Origin of the sequence: Amycolatopsis dendrobii, from assembly GCF_014145675.1 — a bacterium.
Classification (GTDB): domain Bacteria; phylum Actinomycetota; class Actinomycetes; order Mycobacteriales; family Pseudonocardiaceae; genus Amycolatopsis; species Amycolatopsis dendrobii.
In genome coordinates, this window is record NZ_JACGZW010000013.1 from 25,135 (window position 1) to 45,196 (window position 20,062).

Genomic DNA, 20,062 nt, shown 5'->3' on the forward strand with positions numbered 1-20,062 from the left:
GTGCTGTACAGCTGACCGAGGCGACGATGGCCAGGTGACCGATCTCGTGGAAACCGCCCCGCCCGCCCGCAAGACCGACTTCGGCAAGATCGCGGCCGCCGCGGGGCTTGCCGTCGTGCTGTGGGCCTCGTCGTTCGTCGCTATCCGCAGCGTTGGGCACGCGCTGTCCCCGGCGCCGCTGGCGTTGCTGCGGCTCGCCGTCGCGGCCGTCACGCTCACCGTGTTCGCCGTGGCCAAGGGCGCGGTCCGGATCCGGCTGTCGCGCAAGGCGTTCCTGCTGGTCGCGGCATACGCCGTGCTGTGGCTGGCCGCGTACACCGTCGTCCTCAACGCGGGGGAGCGGCACGTCGACGCCGGGACCGCGGCGTTGCTGGTGAACCTCGCGCCGCTGATGGTCGCCGTCGCGGCCGGGAAGTTCCTCGGCGAGGGCTTCTCGCGCTCGCTCGTCGTCGGCTCGCTCGTCGCGCTGGGCGGGGCCGCGCTGATCGCGACCGGAGCCACCGGGAGCAACGACTGGGCTGGCGTGCTGTTGTGCTTGCTGGCCGCGGTGCTTTACGCCGCTGGCGTCATGGTCCAGAAAATCACCTTGCGCCATGTCGACGGGCTGACCGCGATCTGGCTCGGCTGCGTCGTCGGCACTGTGGTCCTGCTGCCGTGGACACCGCAGCTGGTCAGCGAACTGCAGGTGGCCCCCACCGGGGCGGTGCTCGGCAGCGTCTACTTGGGAGTGTTCCCCACCGCGGTCGGCTTCACGGCGTGGGCGTACGCGCTCCGCCGCACGGACGCGGGCCGGTTGACGATGGTGACCTACGCCGTGCCCGCGGTGGCCGTGCTGCTTTCCTGGCTGTTGCTCGCGGAAACCCCGACCGCGTACGGACTCGTCGGCGGCGTGCTCTGCCTGGCCGGCGTGGCGATCTCTCGCCGCCGTTAACGGCGTCCCCACCCCGACACGAGGGGATAGGAGGACACGGTGAACCGCGGATCGGCGAGCACCCGGCGGAACTGCTCGATCTCCTCCGGCGGCACGCCGTCCGCGGTCAGCTTTTCGGCCAGTTCCACCGAATTCGCGGCCAGCAACCGGATTTCCGGCCCGCCGCCCGGCCACCGGGTCGTGCTCCGCGCGCTGCCGACCTCGCGCAATCCGGCTCCGGCGAGCACCTCCGGCAACTGCCCGGCCCATTCGACGTCGCTGCCCGCCCGTTCGAGCAGGTCCAGGATCCGGCCTTGCACGGAACGGAAAATCGTCGCGCTTGCCTCGTCGGGCGTCTCCAGCACGGTTTGCCCGCGCGGCTCGATTTCTTCGAGGACCAGCCAGCCGCCGGGGGCGAGCGCGCCGGCGAGTTTCGCCACCAGTTCGTCTCGCTCCGGGAAGTGGATCAGCACCAGGCGGGCGTGGATCAGGTCGAATTCCCGGTCCGGCACCGGCTCCGCGCGGACGTCGTGGCGCACCGCCGAGGCGTTCGCGGGCAGGTCGGCGAGCAGGCGCGTGTCGAGGTCGGTGGCCAGCACGTGCCCGTCCGGTCCGACCTGCTCGGCCAGCCGCCGGGCGACCGATCCGCCGCCCGCGCCGAGTTCCCAGCAGGACCATCCCGCGCCGACGCCGAGTTCGGCCAGGTGCCGGAAAGTCGTCGTGTCGTAGCTGGCTTCCAGCGCGGACATCCGGTCGCTCGCCGGGGCGCTCGCGTTGTCGAACGGGTACTCGTCGTCCATTCCGCCACCCTGCCAGCATCCGCGCGGCGGTGCTGGCAGGATGACGGAAGTCTCAGCAGGTCGCGCGGACGTAGCCGGATTCGCCCTGCGGCGTGACGTCCCGGTCCCGCTGCACGACGCTGAGGGTGGCGCCCCATTTGGCGCAAGCGTTGCGCAAGCCGTCCGGGGTGTATTCGATGACGATCACGCGGTCGCCGAAATACTGGGTGTATTCCGCGCAGTTGTCCTGCTCGCCGCATTCCTCGGCGACGGCGAAGTCGAGCCCGTTGCCGACCCGCGACGAGGAGAGTTCCGAAGTGTTCTTCTGGGCGATCGCGAGGCCTTTCCCGTGTGCGCGCTGGGAAAGCAGCTTGACGAGGTCCTGGGCGTTCCGTGCGCTGAGCAGGCCCTGGGACCGGGTGAAGCTGTCGTAGTTGTCCGGCTCGATCGCCTGGTAGCCCTTGCCCGCGCACTCGTCGATCCAGCCGCCGACCTTGTCCGCGATCCGGCTCCGCTTGTCCGCGGTGCGCAGGTCGAGCAGCGCCTCGTTCCAGTCGGGATCCAGGACGACGTCGCCGTTGGCGTCGCGCAGGACCAGGTCGCCCCATTCGCCCTCGGCTCCGGGCTGGGCCTGGAAAGCGTTGACGTAGCAGATGTTGTACACCCCGGCGGCGGCCGGGGCGCCGTGGTCGCGGCTGACGACCTGGACGCCCGCCGGCGGCTGGTAGGGGCCGCCGATCTGGTAGTCGAACCCGGCGTGCGGGGCGGGCAGGGCGACTTGGCTGTGCGGGGCGGGCAGCGGGGCGCTTTCCGCCGGGCCGGCGGCCCCGAGCGCGCACGCCGAACTGCCGATCAGCACGGCGGCCGCCGCGGTCGCGCGAGAAATCCGACCAGGAAGCGAATGCATCTGGTGACTCCAGCGATGGTGAGTACGGCCCCGCCTCGGAGGTTCCGAAGACATCCTGGCGACTGGGTCCGGGCTCGCGGGGAGATCCGCATTACCGGCTGGGCGTACTTCTGGCGCCTGCCCGTCCGGCAGGCGCCAGAAGTTTAGCGGATCACCGCGCCGCGCCGTCAAGACTCACGAGCTGCCCAGTGTTTTCCGCAATCCCGGCTGAAGCGCGTCGCCGTGCGCGAGCACCATTTCGTCGCACAGTTCCCAGATGCGTTCGACCGGAAGCGCCGCCGCCGTCGCGGGGTCGGTCATCGCGGCGTGGCGGATGTGCCGGGGATCGTCCTCGACCGCCGCGCGCACCACGAGTTCGGTGGTGCTCAGGTAAGTGCGGTTGAGCGCGGCCAGCTGCGGCGGAAGCGCGTCGACGCGCGTGGGGCGGATGCCGGTGGCATCGGCGAGGCACGGCACTTCGACGGCTCCGGTCGCGGGGAGATTCGGGATCAGCCCGCGGTTGAGCACGTTGCCGTAAACGGTGCGCGGCGTCCCGGTGACGACACTGTGGATGATTTGCGGCGCGTATTCATTGGTGCCCTCGACGGTGAGCGGTTCGTCGCGCTCGATCGCCTGGCGGGTGCGTTCGTATTCGGCTTCGTTCTCCGCCACGACGTCCAGATACGCGCCGATCGGCAGCCGCAGCCGTTCGATTTCGCTGGCGTGGCCGAGATACCAGGGCACGTATTCCGAAGAATGCTCGCTGGTTTCGGTGGGGTAGTAGCCGAGCCGCCGGAACATGTCGAACCGCACGCGCCGCCGCAGCTGCGGGTCCTCGGAGAGTTCGGCGAGCCGCGGGTACAGATCGGCGCCCTGGTGCTCCAGCCGCAGGATCCACGCCTGGTGGTTGATGCCCGCGGCGTGGTAGGTCACCTCGGGCAGCGGCACTTCCAGCAGTTTGGCCAGGTCGTGCACGGTCCAGTACACCGAATGGCACAGGCCGGCCACGCGGTCCGGGCCGAGCGTTTCGGAGAGGTACTGCACGTTCATCGCCATCGGGTTCGTGTAGTTCAGCAGCCACGCCCGCGGGCACACCTGCGCGATGTCCTCGCCGAGTTCGCGCAGGAACGGGAACGTGCGCAGGGCCCGGAAGATCCCGCCGACGCCGAGCGTGTCGCCGATGGTCTGCTGCACGCCGAAGCGCGCGGGAATGTCGAAGTCGACGCGGGTGGCTTCGCCCATTCCGATTTGGACCATGTTGACGACGAAGTCCGCCCCGTCAAGGGCCTCGCGACGGTCGAGGTGCGCGGTGAGGACGGGCTTGGCGCCGCGGGCTTCGGCGATGCGGCCGGCCGCCGCGTGCGCGATCCGCAGGCGTTCCGGGTCGATGTCGTGCAGCGCGACGTGCACCTCGGCCAATTCGGGATAGGCGAACAGGTCCGCCAGCAGACCCTGGGTGAACACGACGCTGCCGGCGCCGACGAAGGTGATCTTGGTGGTCATGCGCTTTCCGTTTCGGTGAGATCGAGTTCGTTCCAAGTGGGTTGGCCGTCGATCCCGCCGCGCGCGAGCGTCGACCGGCCGCCGCCGGCGACCCCGGCCCGCAGCGCGTCGCGGAGCGGCAGCCCGCGCAGCGTCGCGGCCAGGAACGCGGCGTTGAAGCTGTCCCCGGCGCCGACGGTGTCGAGCGGGGAGATCGGGGACGCGGGAACCGTCACGGTTTCGCCGCGGTGGTGCGCGAGAGCGCCGTCGGCACCGTTCTTGACGACGACGGTCGGGCCTTGTGCGGCGAGGTGCGCCGCAGCGTCGAGCAGGCTGGATTCTCCGGACAGTTGCAGCGCTTCGGCGGCATTGGGCAGGAGGAAGCCGGTCTCCTGAAGTACCAGCTTGATGCCGCTGGGATCCCACTGCCGCGCTGGGTCGTCGTTGGTGTCCAGCGACGTGGTCGCGCCGTGCGCCCGTGCGGTACGGAACAGTTCCGGCAGCCCGGCGGCCAGCTTGGGCAGCAGGAAGTACGACGAGGCGTGGACGTGTCGCGCGTTCGCGAGCAGCTCAGCGGGGACGTCCGCGGCCGACACCGCGTCCAGCACTCCGGAGCTGGTGACGATCGCCCGGCCGCCGCCGCGGGTCAGGATCGCGGTGAGCGGGGTCGGCAGCGTCGGATCCACCGTGAGGGCTTGGGTGTCGACGCCGCGGCCGTCGAGGAGGTCGCGGACGAAGCGGCCGGCGGCGTCGTCGCCGATCCGCCCGGCGAAGGCGACTTTCAGCCCGAGCCGGGCGGCACCGGCGGCGGTGATCGCGGCGGACCCGCCGAGCGTGATGCAGCCGTGGCCGACGAGGTGCTCCCGTTGCCGGAAGTCGAGGTCTTCGGTCAGCGGACCGAGGACGACGTCGGGGTTGACGTCGCCGAGCACGAGCAGGTCGAAGCGGTGCGGCATGCGTGGTTCCTCTGGACGACTCGTCAGCCTTTGAGGCCGCTGGAGGTGATGGACTGGATGAACGTCTTCTGCGCGCCGAGGAAGGCCAGCAGCACCGGCAGCACGGTGATGACGTTCCCGGCCATCACCGCGGCCCAGTTGGTGTGGTGCTGTCCCTGGAAGGTGGTCAGGCCGAGCTGGAGCGTGTACTGGGTGTCGTGGTTGATCGCGATCAACGGCCAGGTCAGGTCGTTCCAGGTGCTGAGGAAGGTCAGCACGGCGACGGTGCTCAGCGCGGGCCGGGACAGCGGGAGCACGATCCGGATCAGCACCCGCAGCCGCGAGCAGCCGTCGATCCACGCCGCTTCTTCGAGTTCACGCGGCAGCGACAGGAAGAACTGCCGCAGCAGGAACACCGCGAACGGCGTGACCAGCGACGGGACGATCAGCGCGCCGAGCGAGTCGATGAGGCCGAGCTTCTTCATCACCAGGAACGTCGGGATCATGGTGAGCTGGAACGGCACCGCCATGGTCGCCATCATCAGCCCGAGCATCGCCTTCGAACCGCGGAACCGCATGCGCGCGAACGCGTAGCCGCCGAGCGAGCCGAAGACGAGGTTGGCCGCCACGGTCACGACCGACACGATGAGCGAGTTGGTGAACCAGCGCAGGAACAGCGCGTTCTCCAGCACGTACCGGTAGCCGGAGAAATCGATCCCGGACGGCCACAGCGACGGCGGGAACCGGTTGATCTCCGCGTTGCTCATCACCGAGCTGAGCAGCAGCCACACCAGCGGCGCGGCGAACAGCAACGCCAGCGGGGCCAGCAGCAGATGCCACGGGCTGAACGGCAGCCGCCAGCGCCGGGGCTGGCGTGCCACCTCGGGCAGCCGGGCGGCGGAAACCGGGGCGACGTGGGCGCGCGTCGTCATCGAACCTCCTTGGTGCGGCGCAGCAACCGGACGCCCAGCCCGAGCGCCAGCAGCACGACGGCGAGCACGTAGGCCGCGGCGGCGCCGTATCCGGCGGTGAAATTCTGGAACGCCTGCTGCCAGATGAAGTAGACGATCACCGTGGTCGAGCCGAGCGGCCCGCCCTTCGTGGTGACGTAAGTCAGATCGAACACCTGCAGCGATTGGATCAGCTGCCACAGCGTCAGGAACGTGGTCACCGGGAGCACCGCGGGCAGAGTGACGTGCCGCAGGATGCGGAACGGGCCGGCTCCGTCCAAACGGGCGGCTTCGATCAGCGACGGCGGCACGTCCTGGAGCGCGGCCAGGAAGACGACCATGCAGAACCCGGTGCCGCTCCACAGCGTGATGGCGACCAGGACCAGCAACGCCTGCGCCGGGTCGGTGAGAAACCCTTGCGGGCTCAGGCCGATCCGGTGCAGCAGCGAGTTGGCGACGCCGAACTCCGGGTCGAGGATGAACGAGAACAGGACGCCCTGTGCGGTGGCCGAGAGCACGAACGGAACGAACATCAACGTCCGGTACACGCCGATGAAGCGCACTCGCCGGTTGAGCGCGAGCGCCAGCGCGAGGCCGAGCACGATGCTCAGCGGAACGTATAACGCCGTGTACAGCAGCGTGTTGCCGACCGCTTGGCCGAAGTGCGGGTCCTGTGCGAGCGCCGCGTAGTTGTCGACGCCGACGAACCGGGAGGGGGTGACCAAGTCGTCGGCCCGGAACGACAGGACGAGCGACCACACCACGGGCACCAGCCCGAGGCCGATGATGACGACGACCGAGGGGCTCAGGTAGGCCCAGGCGGCGGCGGTTTCGCGGCGGCGGCGGGTCTTGGCGGCCGGAGCGACTGTGATCGGGCCGGGATGTACGGACATGGGCGGGGTCCTAACGGGGGATGATGAGGGCGGCGTTGGCCGCGGAGGCGCAGTCGCGCATGGCGTCGGCGGGGGTCGCGCGCCCGAGCAGCACGGAGACGATCGCCGCGGCGACGGCCTGCGAAACCTGCGGATAGGCGGGGTGGTTCGCGCGGACGTGCGAGTTCTCGAGCGACTCGGCGAACACGGAAAGCCCCGCGGTGTCCCGGGTTTTCCGCTGCCATTCCGGAAGCCGCTGCGATTCGGCGCTCAGCGGGAGGCTGCCCGCGCCGACGTCCCAGACGACGTCCTGGCCGGGCGCGGTCAGCCACCTCAGGAACGTTTTGGCCGCGGCGAGGCGGCGGTCGCCGTTGTCGAAGACCGTCCAGGTGTCCGGTCCGGAGATGGTGATCGGCTTTCCGGTGAACGTCGGCAGCGGGACGACGTGGTAGTCGATGCCCGCGCCGAGGATGTCGGGCAGTTGCCACGGGCCGGTCGGCACCATCGCGATCCGGCCCGAGGCGAAGGCCTGGTACATCTGCTCGGAGCCGGGTTTCGGGTCGATGTAGACACTGCGGTCGGCGGCGAGTTTCCGGATCACTTCGAGTGCCTGTACTCCGCTGTCGGCGAAGCCGATGCTGCGCCCGTCCTGGCCGACGATGGTGCCGCCGAGGTCCCAGATCATCGGCCACAGCCGCCAGACGGTGTCCTCGTCGCCCGCGCCGGGCCAGGCCGTGCCGAACTGTCCTTGGCCGCGGTTGGTCAGTTTCTTCGCGGTGGCCACGAAATCCGGCCAGCGCCAGGAGGCGTCCGGCAGCGGGACGCCGTGCTGCTGGAAAAGTTTCCTGTTGCAGGCGACGGCCAGCGAGTCGAGCATCGCGGGCACCGCGCGGACGCGCTCGTTGACGGTGACCGCTTCGAGCGCGGGTTTCCAGAACTGGCCGTGGACGACGTCGCCCATGTCGGCCACGCGCGGGCTGCGGGCGATGCTGGCGAGGTCGGAGCCGAAGATGTACGCGATGTCCGGGTAGGAGCCGGACGCGAGCGCCGCGGTGACCTTCTGCAGCATGGCGTCGGCGAGCACGCCGCCGCCGAGGTCGATCCGGATGCCGGGGTTCTCGCGCTGGAACGCGGCGACGAGTTGCTTGAGGACTTTGAGACCGGTGTCGCTCTGGCCGTGCCACATTTCGACGGTGACCGGCCCGGACGTGGCGGCGGGGGCCTCGGCGCAGGCCGCGGCGGCGGGCACCAGCGCCATCGCCGCCGCGCCGCGGAGAAAACCGCGCCGGGTCAGGGTTCGCACGCGCATGGGTTTCGTTTTCCTTCCCTTGCGCTAGCGGGGACAGGGGGAGGGAGAGGTCATCTGCGGTTTCCTTCCGGCGGGCAGAAGTGGGCGGCTACCTTTTCGGGCAGGGGAGGGACGTCGATCGGCACGGAGCCGGAACGCAGGGATTCAGTGGCGAGTGCGCCCGCCGCCACGGCTTCGCGGGCGGCGATCGGCGACAGTTCCGGCGGGTCGCCGTGCACTGCGTAGCGCAGGAATTCTTTCATGGTGCGGAGATCCGCGTCCTCGTGTCCTGATGCGACACCGTCGATCGGGTACTCGCGGTCGCCGTCTCGGGCCCAATTGCGGCGGCGGTTCCATACTTTCACCACGCCGCCGCCGGTGTCGCCGAAGTTCTCGGCGCGGCCTTCGGTGCCGATCACGGTGTAATTGCGCCAGTAGTCGGGCGTGAAGTGGCATTGTTCGTAGCTGGCGAGGACGCCGTTGTCGAGTCGCAGGTGGACCATCGAGAGGTCTTCGACGTCGACGACCGGGTTGAGGCCGGTTTGGGCGGCGGGAGGCCAGTTGCCGAAGGAAAACCAGTCGTCGGCGAGGCGGTCGCCCTGTCCGCCTCGGTCGGTGATCTTGCCGTAGACGGCCAGGTCGCCCATCGCGGTGACGCGGCGGGTGAAACCTCCGGCGAGGTAGTGGATGACGTCGAGGTCGTGACTGGCTTTCTGCAGCAGCAAGGAATTCACGCGGCTGCGGTCGGCGTGCCAGTCCTTGAAGTAGTAGTCGCCGCCGTTGCCGACGAAATGGCGGCACCACACGGTTTTCACTTCGCCGATCTCGCCGCGCGTCACGACGTCGCGGAGCGTGCGGACGACGGCTGAGTGCCGGAAGTTGTGTCCGATGTAGAGCTTGGCGCCGGTTTCCTGGGCGGCGGCGAGGACGGCGTCCGCGTCAGGAAGTGTTGTGGCGAGCGGCTTTTCGAGGTACACCGCGACTCCGGCGCGAAGCAGGTCGACGGCGATCTCGGCATGCGTCCAGTCCGGGGAAGTCACGATCGCGGCGTCGACCAGGTTCGCGAGTTCTTGATGCCCGGCAACGATCTCGAGGTCGCCGAACATCTCGCGCGCTCGCGCCCGGCCGCGCTCGTCGGGGTCCGAAGCGGCCACGAGCTCCGCCGCGACGCCGGATTCCGCCACGTGCCGGGCGATCTCGGCCCGCAGGCCGACCCCGACCACGCCGACTCGCAACACCCCGGGGTTCACCACGTCGCCACCTCACCTCTGCGTGATATTGATCTGCATGATGGCAAAACAATCATAAATACGCAACGGTTGCGGGCCTGCTTAGCTCGCGACGACCGGCTCCGCGGAGGCCGCCGCGAGGTCGGCGGCGAACGAGGACGACCGCGTCCGGCGCGCCCGCCGACGGCGCTGCCGAGCCGGCCGTTTCGCAGGACTGCTGCCGGTCACGACGCTTGTGACCCGCGCGCGGGCGGACAGCTCGTAGGCGATGTCGGCCGCGGCCACCCCGGTTTCGTCGTCGCTGCGGATGAACCGCTCGCTCTTCGCCGGCGTGCGGGCGGCGATCGCCGCCTCGGCCTGCCGGGCGATCTGTACTGCGGCGGCGGCTCGCAGCCGGTGTCCAGCGCGACGGCCCCGCTGCGGATGCGGGTGATCAGCCGCTGGTCGGCGAGGGTCGGGAGGTCCCGTCGCGCGGTCGCGGGGGAGATGCCGGGTGCCCCGCCGATCTCCGCGATCGTGACGCTGCCCCGTTCGCTCGCCGATTCGAGCAGGGCGTTCAGGCGTTGCCGGGGCGTCATGCCGGTCTCTCGTTTCCTGGTCGGAGGCGGGGCGGTGCTCATCCTAGAGGCCAGGCTCACTCGACTTTATGATCGAATCTGCGCTATAACGCATAGGTCAATCAAAAACACTCAAGTATGATGACGGCTGCGATCATCTCGCCCGTCCTGGATCGAAAGGCCTCCATCCCGTGTCCTCCCTTCCGGATGCCTCCGGCTCCTTCGCGGCCGCCGAACTGGCTTCCCAGCCCGAAATGTGGCGCGCGGCGGCCGCGCTGGCCCCGTCGGCCGCGCTGCCTCAGCCGGGCGAACGAGTGGCCGTAGTCGGCTGCGGCACCAGCTGGTTCATCGCGATGAGCTACGCCGTCGCCCGCGAACAACGCGGCCACGGGGTCACCGACGCCTTCGCCGGCTCCGAATGCCCGGCTTCGCGCGAATACGACCGCGTCGTGGCGATTTCCCGCTCCGGCACCACGACCGAGATCATCGACCTGCTCGCCGCCATGCCCGCACAGCGCACCGTGCTGATCACCGCGGTCGGCGAGAGTCCCGCCGCCGCCCACGCGGACGAGGTCGTCGAACTTTCCTTCGCCGACGAACAATCCGTCGTGCAGACCCGCTTTGCCACCACCGCGCTCGCCCTGCTGCGCGCCGGTCTGGGCGACGACATCGACCAACTCGCGTCCGCCTGCACCGAAGCGCTGACGCAACCGATCGACGACCTGCTCGACGCTGAACAGGTCACCTTCATCGGCCGCGGCCCCGCAGTCGGCTTGGCTTGCGAGGCCGCACTGAAGACCCGCGAAGCCGCACAGTTCTGGGCTGAGTCCTATCCCGCCATGGACTACCGCCACGGCCCGATCGCGATCGCCCAGCCGGGCCGTCTCGTCTGGTCGCTGGGCCCGGCCCCCGCCGGACTCGCGGACGACGTCGCCCGCACCGGCGCGCGTTTCGTGCACCACGACCTGGATCCGCTCGCCGCACTCGTGGTGGCGCAACGCTTCGCCGTCGCGCTGGCCGCCCGGCGCGGCCTGGATCCCGACCGCCCGCGCTCGCTGACGCGCTCGGTGATCCTCGCCTGATGATCCTCACCCTGACGCCGAACCCGGCCATCGACGTCACCTACCGGATCGGCGCCCACGCGCCCGGGGACACGAACCGGGTGCTGGAGGTGCAGCGACGGCCGGGCGGCAAGGGCGTGAACGTCGCCCGGGTGCTCGCTGCCGTGGAGGCCCCGGTCCAGGCCCTTCTCCCGTTGGGCGGCGAGGCGGGCCGGTGGCTCGGGGCTGAACTGGACGTGCCCTTCGAGGCAGTCCCGATCTCCGGCGAAAACCGAACCACCGTAACGGTTGCCGGGGACGGCCATCCGACGGTTTACGCGGAACCCGGCCCGGAAGTGTCCGAAGAGGAATGGACAGCTTTCGGTTCTCGCCTGGCCCACTGCCTGCCCGGGGCGGACCTGCTGGTGGTTTCCGGTTCCCTGCCGCGTGGTGCCTCCCCGGACCTGGTCTCCGACTGGACCCGTATCGCCCGGGAAGCCGGAGTGCGGACGCTGGTCGACGCCTCCGGCCTCGCGTTGCTGGCCGCGGCCCGCGCCGGTGCGCTGGTGAAGCCGAATCGAGCCGAACTGCTCGCCGCGACCTCCGCAGCTGACGAAGCGGCTGGCGCTGCGGCACTTCTCCGGCTGGGCGCGCAGTTGGTCGTCGTTTCGCGCGGAGCCGACGGCATCGCCGCCTATGGCCAGGGCGGCGTTCGGATTGTCCCCGCCATCCCCGACGTCCATGGCAACCCGACCGGAGCCGGGGATGCCGCGACCGCCGGACTGGCCGTCGCCCTCGCCGCCGGTCGCCCCCTGATCGAAGCCCTGCGCACCGCCGCCGCACTGGGCGCCGCAGCCGTCCTCCGCCCGGTCGCCGGAGAAGTCGATCTCCCCGCCTATCGCCGATTCCTGAACGGAGCCCCCGCATGATCACCCGTCCCGAACTGCCCCGGCTGCTGGCCGCCGCCCGCGAGCGCGGTTCCGCCGTGGGCGCGTTCAATGTGATCATGCTGGAACACGCCGAGGCCATCGCCGAGGGTGCGGAACAGGCCGGATTGCCGGTGGTGCTGCAGATCAGCGAAAACTGCGTCCGCTACCACGGCGGATTGGCCCCGATCACCGTGGCGTCCCGGGAAATCGCCCGCCGCGCGTCGGTCGGCGTGCTGGTGCACCTGGACCACATCGAAGACCCGGAGCTGATCCGGGAGGGCATCGCATTGGGCGTGGACAGCGTGATGTACGACGGATCGCGCTTGCCGTACGCGGAAAACCTGCGCACGACCCGGGAGATCGCCTCGCTCTGTCACGACGCGGGTGTAGCGGTGGAAGCGGAACTGGGCGAGGTGGGCGGAAAGGACGGCGTGCACGCGCCCGGTGCCCGCACCGACCCGGCCGAAGCGGCCGACTTCGTGGCCGCGACCGGCGTGGACGCCCTGGCGGTGGCAGTCGGGACATCTCACGCGATGGTGGAACGGACGGCCCAGGTGGACCGTGCGCTGGTGACCCGGTTGCGAGACGCGGTCCCGGTCCCGCTGGTATTGCACGGCTCGTCAGGACTGTCGGACGAAGAACTGCGCGGGGCGGTGGCGAGCGGGATGGCGAAGGTCAATATCTCAACGCATCTCAATGGCCTGTTCACGCGGTCGGTTCGGCGGTTCCTGGAGGAGCGGCCGGACGCGGTGGATCCGCGGAAGTACGTCCGGCTGGGGAGGAGCGCGGTGGCGTCGGAGACTGCTCGGCTTCTGCGTTTGCTCGCCGGTTGAGCGGGTACGGCGGCCGGTACTGGTGCATGCGACCGGCGGTGGGGAGCGGTCCGGTGACGGTTTCCGGAGACAGGCTGAATCCGAGGCGCCCGCTGAGGACCGCCATCATCGCGGTCGACGCGTCGGCGATCGACGCGCGTGAAGGGAAGCCGATGAGCCCGGCGTCGAACATCTCGCCGTCGAACATCTCGTCGTCGAACATGTGGGGGCGAGTCCCGGCCCGGGAGTCGTAGGGCGCGCCGCGCTGGAACGCGAAGACGAACTCGCCGGGCGAGAGACAGGAGACAGCGGTGGGGTCGAATGGGTTGGCTGCGATGAGGACGACCTCGGTGTTCTCGGCCAGGCGGTTCGAGATGCCGTCGAGATAGCTCTTCTGCTGCGAGTACTCCACCACGACGGTCCATTCGCCGGACTCGGCGACGCGAATCCATCGCGGCCTTTCGTCGAACGTGGCCGTCCGCAGCACAGGGTCGGCCAGTGCTTGCTCCGTGGTCATGGTCCGCGCCGAGTCCGGATCGATGCCGAAGGCGCGAAACACCTCGGCGGCGCTCGTTCCGCGCACGAAGGCCAGCGCGCCCGGTCGTCCACAGGCGATTTCCCGGTCATCGTTCCTCCGGCCGCGGGCTTCGCCGACGAGCTTGGGCGGAGAACGCGGCACGACCGGGTCGGGTACTCTTGGTATACCAAAGTGCTCCCGTCGAGAAAGGTGCTCTCCGTGTTGATCCGTGACGTCCGTCCCTGGGGCGGTCAGCGCAGCGACGTCGAGGTGGCAGGCGACCGGATCGCCGCGGTCCGGCCGCATGATCCGGCGGCGTCCGGCGGGGACGTGGTCGAGGGGCGCGGGCGGCTGCTGTTCCCCTCCTTCAGCGACGTGCACGTTCACCTCGACTCGACGCGCATCGGCCTGCCGTTCCGGCCGCACACGGGAGCTCCCGGCGTCTGGGCGATGATGCTGAACGACCGCGAGAACTGGCGGAACGCCGAGGTCCCGCTGCCGGAACGCGTCGCGGGCACGTTGGAGCGGATGATCGCGAACGGCACCACTCGCGTGCGCACCTACGCGCAGGTCGACGTGGACTGCCGGCTCGAGAAGCTCGACGCGGTGCTCGCGGCCAAGGAGCGCTTCGCCGCGCACGCGGACGTCGAGGTGATGGCGTTCCCGCAGGCGGGGATCCTGCGCGAGCCGGGCACGGCGGACGTGCTGGAGGCCGCGCTGCGTTCGGGTGCGTCGGTGGTCGGCGGGATCGATCCGTGTTCGCTCGACAAGGATCCCAAGGGGCACTTGGACGTCGTGTTCGGGCTGGCCGAGAAGTACGGCGTCGAGGTCGACATCCATCTGCACGAGCCGGGCCATCTCGGGGTGTTTTCGACGGACCTGGTGATCGAGCGGGTCCGCGCGCTGGACATGCGCGGCAAGGTGACCATGTCGCACGCGTACGAGCTGGGCTCGGTCTCGGAGGCGGTGAGCCGACGGCTGATCGACACGTTCGCGGAGCTGGACATCGCGATGGCGACGGTCGCGCCGTCCGTCGACCGGCAGTTGTCGCTGGCGGAGCTGACGACCGCGGGCGTGCGCGTCGGGCTGGGGGAGGACGGGCAGCGGGACTACTGGAGCCCGTACGGCAACTGCGATCTGCTCGACCGGACGTGGCAGCTGGCCTTCACGCACGGGTTCCGGCGCGACGAGCTGATCGAGATGGCGCTCGCGATCGCGACGACGGGCGGCGCGTCGATCATGAGCCACGACGTGCCCCGGCTGGCGGGAATCGCCGACCGGCCCGGCGTGGCCGCCGGCGACCGGGCGGACCTGGTGCTGGTGGACGGTGAGACGCCGACCAGCGCGGTGATGGACCGCGGCAAGGACCGCACGGTGCTGCACGACGGCGTCGTGGTGGCGGACGGGCTGGCGGTCGTCGACCTCTGACGGGGCGAAGCCCGGCGGGCGCGAGCGTCTGTGCGGGGAACCCTGCCGGAATCAGAGTTCCCCTCGCAGACGTCAGCGGGAGCGGGGGCGCACCGGGGCCGGCCCGGCCGCGAGGCAGGCTGGGGAAGCTCCGCGCTCGCGGTTCACCCGGCCGAAGCGGATTCCTCCGCCGGATGCCGCCGCGCCGCCTCGCTCGTGCCGGTCGCGAGATGGGCCAGCACCAGCCGTTCCACGCGCTCGACATCCCGGTCCACGATCGCCTCGTACAAGAGTTCGTGCTCGGCCGCCATCGCTTCCAGGTCGTCGTGCTGGCCGAGCAGCCATCGCATGCGGCTGCGCAACGTCCGTTCCAGTTCGCCGAGCAATTCGTTCGCCGACAGCGACGTGACGACCTCGTGGAAATCCGCGGCTGCCCGGCGTGCGGACACCGCGTCGCCGGCGCGGGCGGCGCGCAGTTCCGTGTCGAGCACCTCCCGCAGCCGCGCCAGGCCTTCGCGCGTGCGGCGTTGCGCGGCGAGCCGGAAAGTGAGGCCCTCGAAGGCCGTGCGCACCTCGTTGAGGTCCGCGACGTCCGACGCGGTGAACTCCCGCACCACCGACCACGACCGCGGCCGCGGCGTCACCAGGCCCTCGTTTCCCAGCGCGCGCAACGCGTCCCGCACCGGCACCCGGCTCACGCCCATCTCCGCGGCCAGATCCCGTTCGACCAGCTTGCTGCCGGGAGCCCGCGTGCCGTCGAGGATCTCGTTCCGCAGCCGTTCCGTGACGCGCTCGGACTCCGACGCGAAACCCGGCTCCATCCGATCCCCTCCCGCCGCTGTCACCGACAGTATCGGCGAACCTCCTCCCAGGTTCCCGGAAAAACCCGCCCCCGGCAAGGTCTGGCCGCCAGGTTCCGCCGTTTGGTATACCTAAATCCCCGAGCGGAAGGAATCCGATGCGCACTCGCTGGCGTGCCCGCCATGTGCTGGCCCATCAGAACGGGCGGCACGCCCTGCTGGAAAACGGCGAGGTCGTCTGGGAAGACGACGTCGTCGCCTACGTCGGCCCGCGGTATGCCGGAACGACGGACGTGGACGTCGACCTCGGCGAATCGCTCGTCCTCCCGGGCCTGATCGACCTCGACGCGCTGACCGACGTGGACCATCTCGTCCTCGATTCCTGGGCGGCGGCGGACCGCGCGGCCGGTCTCCAGTGGTCCGAGGACTACTTCGCGCACCGCCGCCGCGACGTCTTCACCCCGGAAGAACGGCAGACCATTCGCGAGTACGCGCTCGTCCAGCTGGCGCTGCACGGAATCACGACGTTCATGCCGATCGCGTCGGAAGTCCATTCGTCGTGGGCCGAGCCGTACGAGGAACTCGTCGCGATGGCGGACTTCTCGCGGAACCTCGGGCTGCGCGGATATCTAGGCCCGGCTTACCGATCCGGCGTCAACGTGGCCACTGCGGACGGTGCCCGCACGGTCGCCTTCGACGAACCCCGCGGCGAGGACGGGTTAGCCGACGCGTTGCGGTTCCTGGACCACGCAAAGGAACTAGACGACCCGCTCGTCAACGGTGTTCTGCTGCCATGCCGCATCGAGACCCTCACCGAAGACCTCATGCGCGCCACCGCCGACGCAGCGCGCGAGCGCGACGTCCTGGTGCGGCTGCACTGCCTTCAAGGCGTGCTGGAGCGCGAACTGATCCTCGACCGCTACGGCGTGACTCCGCTGGAAATGCTCAAGCGCACCGGCCTGCTCGGCGAGCGCCTCCTGATCCCGCACGGCCAGGTCCTCGACCGCCATCCCGATGTCTACGGCGAAGACCGCGGCGACGTCGCGACCTTGGCCGCAGCCGGCGCGTCGGTGATCCACTGCCCGCTCACGTCTTTCCGCTACGGCCACGCCCTGCGCTCGTTCCGCGACTACCGCGAAGCAGGCCTGAACCTGTGTCTGGGCACGGATTCCTTCCCGCCGGACCTGGTGCGCGGCATGGACGTCGGCGTGCATCTGGCGAAGGTGATGGACGACCGCGCCGACGCGGCTCCGGCCGAATGGTACGTCGAAGCGGCGACGCTCGGCGGTGCCCGAGCGCTCCGCCGCGACGACCTCGGCAAGCTGGAGCCGGGCGCACAGGCGGACCTCGTCGCGTTCCGCGTCGGCGACCTCCGCGACGGTGTGCGGGACGACCCGATCCGCACGTTCCTGCTCTCCGGAACCGCCCGCCAGGCAACGCATTCCGTCGTCGCGGGCCAGCCGGTGCTGGTGGACGGGCGCCTTCCCGGCGTCGACGAGCGGGACCTCCGCCGCCGCGGGCAGGCGTTGTTCGAGAAGATGCGCGCCGCGTATCCGGAGCGGGACGTCGAACGCCGGGAGGCGGGGGAGTTGTTCCCTCCGGCCTTCCCGGCGTTCCAGGAGTAAGCGGCGGGCGGGGCTATCGCCGCGAGACGATGGCCCCGCCCTTCACCACGAGCCGTCGCGGAGGATGGGACACGACGGCTTCGGCCGGGTACCGTGCGGCTACGAGGAAGAAATCAGCGTGGTCGCCAATTTTCAGGCCGTAATCCTTGAGCCGTAATGCTTTCGCGCCGCCGTACGTCGCCGCGTGCAGCGCGAGTTCGATCTCCGGGTCAGTCCGGAACGAGCTGCGGTACGCCAGGTGCATGGTGCGCGTCAGCATGTCCCCGTCGCCGTAGGGGCCCCACAGGTCGCGGATGCCGTCGTTGCCGCACGCGGCGTTCGCGCCCGCTGCCCGCATTTTGGCCAGCGGCGGCACCGGCCGGTCGTACACCGCCGCGGTGGTCAGTGTGATCCGCTGCTCCGCGAGGCCTTCGAGCAGCCGGTCCTGCTGCGCGTCCGGGATGCCGCAGATGCCGAACGCGTGCCCGATCGCGACCTTCCCGGCGAGCCCGAGCGCCTTCGTCCGCTCGATGACGAGCTCGATCTCCCAGGCCCCGAGCGGTCCTTCGTCGTGCAGATGCAGGTCGACCCCGCAGCCGTGCCGAGCGGCGATGTCGAAGATCGCGTCGAGGTGCCCGCGCGGATCGCGGTCGTAGCCCGCCGGGTCGATGCCGCCGACGTTCTCGACGCCGGACGCCACGGCGCGCTCCAGCAGTTCCAGCGTGCCGGGCCGGGTGAGCAGGCCGCCCTGGGGGAAGGCGACCTGCTCGACGGTGACCCGGCCGCGATGCCGCGCCGCCGCCTCCCGCACCGCCTCGATGCCGGACAGCCCCAGTTCGGGGTCGACATCGGTGTGCGCGCGGACGAAGGAAGTGCCGTTCGCGATCATCGCGTCGAGCAGCGCGGCCGCGGGTTCGGGCGAAGGGAGCCCGAATTCCTTGCGGCGGCGCTGTTCGTTGGAGATCCGGTCGGCGAGCGTCGAACCCGAGGTGTTCGGCACCCAGGGCAGGCCCCACAGGGTCTTGTCGAGGTGGCAGTGCGCGTCGACGAGGCCGGGCAGCAGCAGCGCGCCGCCGCCGTCCTCGACGGGCCCATCCGCATCGGCGGGCCCGAACCCGGCGATCCGGCCGTCGCGCACCAGCACGTCCGTCGGATCGCCGCCTCCCAGCCGGACGTTGCGCAGCAACAGGTTCACGCGACTCCCTCCACAGCCTCGGCCCGGACGGTCGGCTCGCGCCGCTCGGAGGTGGCGAGGCTGACGCCGACGGTCAGCACGACGTTGACGGTGATCGCTAGGAGCCCGGGGTTGAGTCCCCACAATGTGTTCTTCGAAGCGAGCACCGTCCACGCGACGATCGCCACGCCGACCACGAGCCCGGTCGCCGCGCCCGCCTTGGTCAGCCGCCGCCACACCAGCCCCAGCACGATCGCCGGGAAGAACTGGGAGACGCCGTTCTGGCCGGTCAGCAGCAGGTTCACCAGCAGGGCGGGCTGGAAGATCGCGAAGACCAGCGCCACCGCGGTCACCACGACGACCAGCGCGCGCGACAGCCGGAACACGCCCAGTTCGCTGGTCTTCGGCCGCAGGACGCCCTGGTAGACGTTGCGGGCCAGCAGCGTCGCGGACTGCAGGAGCAGCAGGCTGATCGGCACGATCGCGGCCAGCGCGCCCGCGCCGCCGACGAGACCGACCACCCACGACGGCATGGTCTTCAGCGTCAGCGAAAGCAGCGCGCCGTTGGTGGCGCTGCCCTTCAAACCGGGCACGACGAGCACCGCGGCGAAGCCGACGAACAGCGTCAGCGCGATCAGGATCTGGTACAGCGGAAGGTAAATCGCGTTGCGGCGGATCGTCTGCTCGGACTTCGCGGTGTACATCGCGGCGAGCGCGTGCGGGAACATGAAGAACGCCGCGCTCGTGACGAGCAGGGTCGACATCATCCACGGGACGCCGAGCGGGCTGCCCGGAGCCGGGACGCCGAGGAAGCCGGGGTGCTGGGCCTGGACAGTGTCGATGAGATGCCCGAAACCGCCGAAGTAGTGCACGGGAATGGCGATGCCGACGACCAGCACGGTGCCGATCAGCAGGATGTCCTTGAGCACCGAAACCCACGCGGCGGCCTTCATGCCGGACGCGTAGACGAACACCGCGATCAGCACGACCGCGAGCACCATGCTGGTGACCCGGTTGATGCCGGTCGTCGTCTCGACGATCTGGCCGAGGCCGAGCAGTTGCGCCTCGATGTAGGGGATCATGAACGCCACGCCGACGATCGCGGTCAGCGCGCCGAACCACGGGCTGCGGAAGCGGTGGGTGAAGAAATCCGCTTGGGTGACGAGGTTGTGCTTCTTCGCGTACCTCCACAATGGAGGGAGGAAGAAGTAGGACAGGACGAAGGCGCACGTGCCGTAGCCGGCGATGTAGAACGCCGCGCCGCCGTTGGCGTAGGCGAATCCGGAGGCGCCTAGGTAGGTGAAGGTCGAGTAGGTCTCGCCCGCGGCGAGCACCCAGAACAGCAGCGTCCCGTAGGACCGGCCGGCGACCGTCCACTGTTCGAGGTTCATCTGCTTCCGGCCGCGCGCGGCGAGTCCGATGACCACCGCCAGCGCCACCACGGCCAACGCGACGACGGCTCCCGCGTTCATCGCTGCTCCTGCTCGGTCTCGGCGGCGCCCGGGCGCCGGATGCGGTCGGCGACGCCGAGGAACACGGGCGTGAGGGCCACCCAGAGGAGGATCCAGAACCCGATCTCGGGCAGGAACCAGATCCGGCCGTCGCCGCTGAACCAGGGCAGGCCGGCGATCATCGCCACGTAAGGAGTGAAGGCCACCGCGGCCACCACTGCGGAACGCTTCATCGCGCACACCCTTCATTGTTTGGTATACCATAAGCGCGGCCAGTGGCGGGTTGTCAAGGGCGTGTTCAGGAACGATGCGGGGTCGCTATCGTTCGAGATGCCGGGGTGTTCGGCGATGTTTGCGGTTTGTCCGATTTGGACGCTGTTGGCGGCACGAGTGCTTTGGTAGACCGGATCACTCTGGTTTGGCGAGGCAAAACCCTTCGC

The 20,062-nt window shown here is 70.0% G+C and carries 20 protein-coding genes; 6 read left to right on the top strand and 14 right to left on the bottom strand.

The window, feature by feature from the left end:
- Positions 1–34 precede the first annotated feature (34 nt).
- Entirely contained in the window at positions 35–931 is an 897-nt protein-coding gene (locus H4281_RS34160) for a DMT family transporter (protein WP_182894996.1), read from the top strand.
- Here H4281_RS34160 and H4281_RS34165 read toward each other — a convergent pair.
- The 10 genes from H4281_RS34165 to H4281_RS46855 all read right to left on the bottom strand — a co-directional run bounded on the left by H4281_RS34165 (position 928) and on the right by H4281_RS46855 (position 9,951).
- Complete coding sequence (locus tag H4281_RS34165) at positions 928–1,710, bottom strand: class I SAM-dependent methyltransferase (RefSeq protein WP_182894997.1); 783 nt, start codon at positions 1,708–1,710, stop codon at positions 928–930. The two genes, H4281_RS34160 and H4281_RS34165, sit on opposite strands and share 4 nt — an antisense overlap.
- A gap of 52 nt (positions 1,711–1,762) precedes the next feature.
- On the bottom strand, positions 1,763–2,596 hold the full coding sequence (locus H4281_RS34170) for an endo alpha-1,4 polygalactosaminidase (protein ID WP_182894998.1): 834 nt from the start codon (positions 2,594–2,596) through the stop codon (positions 1,763–1,765).
- A gap of 174 nt (positions 2,597–2,770) precedes the next feature.
- Positions 2,771–4,078 carry an alpha-glucosidase/alpha-galactosidase gene (locus H4281_RS34175; protein ID WP_182894999.1) on the bottom strand — a complete coding sequence of 436 codons (1,308 nt, stop codon included), beginning with the start codon at positions 4,076–4,078 and terminating at the stop codon, positions 2,771–2,773.
- On the bottom strand, positions 4,075–5,013 hold the full coding sequence (locus H4281_RS34180) for a carbohydrate kinase family protein (protein ID WP_182895000.1): 939 nt from the start codon (positions 5,011–5,013) through the stop codon (positions 4,075–4,077). Before H4281_RS34180 ends, H4281_RS34175 begins: the two co-directional genes overlap by 4 nt.
- Before the next feature lie 23 nt (positions 5,014–5,036).
- Positions 5,037–5,924 carry a carbohydrate ABC transporter permease gene (locus tag H4281_RS34185; RefSeq protein WP_182895001.1) on the bottom strand — a complete coding sequence of 296 codons (888 nt, stop codon included), beginning with the start codon at positions 5,922–5,924 and terminating at the stop codon, positions 5,037–5,039.
- Positions 5,921–6,835 carry a carbohydrate ABC transporter permease gene (locus H4281_RS34190; RefSeq protein WP_182895002.1) on the bottom strand — a complete coding sequence of 305 codons (915 nt, stop codon included), beginning with the start codon at positions 6,833–6,835 and terminating at the stop codon, positions 5,921–5,923. The genes H4281_RS34185 and H4281_RS34190 overlap by 4 nt, the downstream gene beginning before the upstream one ends.
- 10 nt (positions 6,836–6,845) lie before the next feature.
- Positions 6,846–8,123: an extracellular solute-binding protein gene (locus tag H4281_RS34195; protein WP_237599259.1), complete on the bottom strand. Its 1,278-nt coding sequence runs from the start codon at positions 8,121–8,123 to the stop codon at positions 6,846–6,848.
- Between the two features lie 50 nt (positions 8,124–8,173).
- Positions 8,174–9,355, bottom strand: a complete 1,182-nt coding sequence (locus H4281_RS34200) for a Gfo/Idh/MocA family protein (RefSeq protein ID WP_182895003.1) — start codon at positions 9,353–9,355, stop codon at positions 8,174–8,176.
- 78 nt (positions 9,356–9,433) lie between these two features.
- On the bottom strand, positions 9,434–9,616 hold the full coding sequence (locus H4281_RS45255) for a hypothetical protein (RefSeq protein WP_220508320.1): 183 nt from the start codon (positions 9,614–9,616) through the stop codon (positions 9,434–9,436).
- Positions 9,556–9,951 (bottom strand): DeoR family transcriptional regulator, encoded by a 396-nt coding sequence (locus tag H4281_RS46855; RefSeq protein WP_370648178.1) that lies wholly within the window; start codon positions 9,949–9,951, stop codon positions 9,556–9,558. The genes H4281_RS45255 and H4281_RS46855 overlap by 61 nt, the downstream gene beginning before the upstream one ends.
- A gap of 191 nt (positions 9,952–10,142) precedes the next feature.
- On the opposite strand from H4281_RS46855, the gene H4281_RS34210 reads away from it, so the two are divergent.
- The 4 genes from H4281_RS34210 (at position 10,143) to H4281_RS34225 (ending at position 14,614) form a co-directional block, all read left to right on the top strand.
- Complete coding sequence (locus H4281_RS34210; protein ID WP_182895211.1) at positions 10,143–10,970, top strand: SIS domain-containing protein; 828 nt, start codon at positions 10,143–10,145, stop codon at positions 10,968–10,970.
- Positions 10,970–11,857: a 1-phosphofructokinase family hexose kinase gene (locus H4281_RS34215; protein ID WP_182895004.1), complete on the top strand. Its 888-nt coding sequence runs from the start codon at positions 10,970–10,972 to the stop codon at positions 11,855–11,857. The genes H4281_RS34210 and H4281_RS34215 overlap by 1 nt, the downstream gene beginning before the upstream one ends.
- Positions 11,854–12,690 carry a class II fructose-bisphosphate aldolase gene (locus H4281_RS34220; protein ID WP_182895005.1) on the top strand — a complete coding sequence of 279 codons (837 nt, stop codon included), beginning with the start codon at positions 11,854–11,856 and terminating at the stop codon, positions 12,688–12,690. Before H4281_RS34215 ends, H4281_RS34220 begins: the two co-directional genes overlap by 4 nt.
- A 715-nt stretch (positions 12,691–13,405) precedes the next feature.
- A complete protein-coding gene (locus H4281_RS34225; protein WP_182895006.1) occupies positions 13,406–14,614 on the top strand; it encodes an amidohydrolase family protein in 1,209 nt (402 codons plus the stop codon).
- A 143-nt stretch (positions 14,615–14,757) separates the two neighbouring features.
- Here the strand turns inward: H4281_RS34225 and H4281_RS34230 are convergent, their stop codons facing one another.
- Positions 14,758–15,414 carry a GntR family transcriptional regulator gene (locus tag H4281_RS34230; protein WP_182895007.1) on the bottom strand — a complete coding sequence of 219 codons (657 nt, stop codon included), beginning with the start codon at positions 15,412–15,414 and terminating at the stop codon, positions 14,758–14,760.
- Positions 15,415–15,551: 137 nt separating this feature from the next.
- Here H4281_RS34230 and H4281_RS34235 point away from each other — a divergent pair, with 137 nt between their 5' ends.
- Positions 15,552–17,018: a chlorohydrolase family protein gene (locus H4281_RS34235; protein WP_182895008.1), complete on the top strand. Its 1,467-nt coding sequence runs from the start codon at positions 15,552–15,554 to the stop codon at positions 17,016–17,018.
- 13 nt (positions 17,019–17,031) lie between these two features.
- On the opposite strand, the gene H4281_RS34240 is transcribed toward H4281_RS34235, so the two are convergent.
- Genes H4281_RS34240 through H4281_RS34250 form a run of 3 tightly spaced genes read right to left on the bottom strand, consistent with a single transcriptional unit; the run spans position 17,032 to position 19,855 of the window.
- A complete protein-coding gene (locus H4281_RS34240) occupies positions 17,032–18,192 on the bottom strand; it encodes an amidohydrolase (protein WP_182895009.1) in 1,161 nt (386 codons plus the stop codon).
- Positions 18,189–19,643, bottom strand: coding sequence for a sodium:solute symporter family protein (locus tag H4281_RS34245; protein ID WP_182895010.1), 1,455 nt, complete (start codon positions 19,641–19,643; stop codon positions 18,189–18,191). Before H4281_RS34245 ends, H4281_RS34240 begins: the two co-directional genes overlap by 4 nt.
- A complete protein-coding gene (locus H4281_RS34250) occupies positions 19,640–19,855 on the bottom strand; it encodes a hypothetical protein (protein WP_037812989.1) in 216 nt (71 codons plus the stop codon). The genes H4281_RS34245 and H4281_RS34250 overlap by 4 nt, the downstream gene beginning before the upstream one ends.
- Positions 19,856–20,062 lie beyond the last annotated feature (207 nt).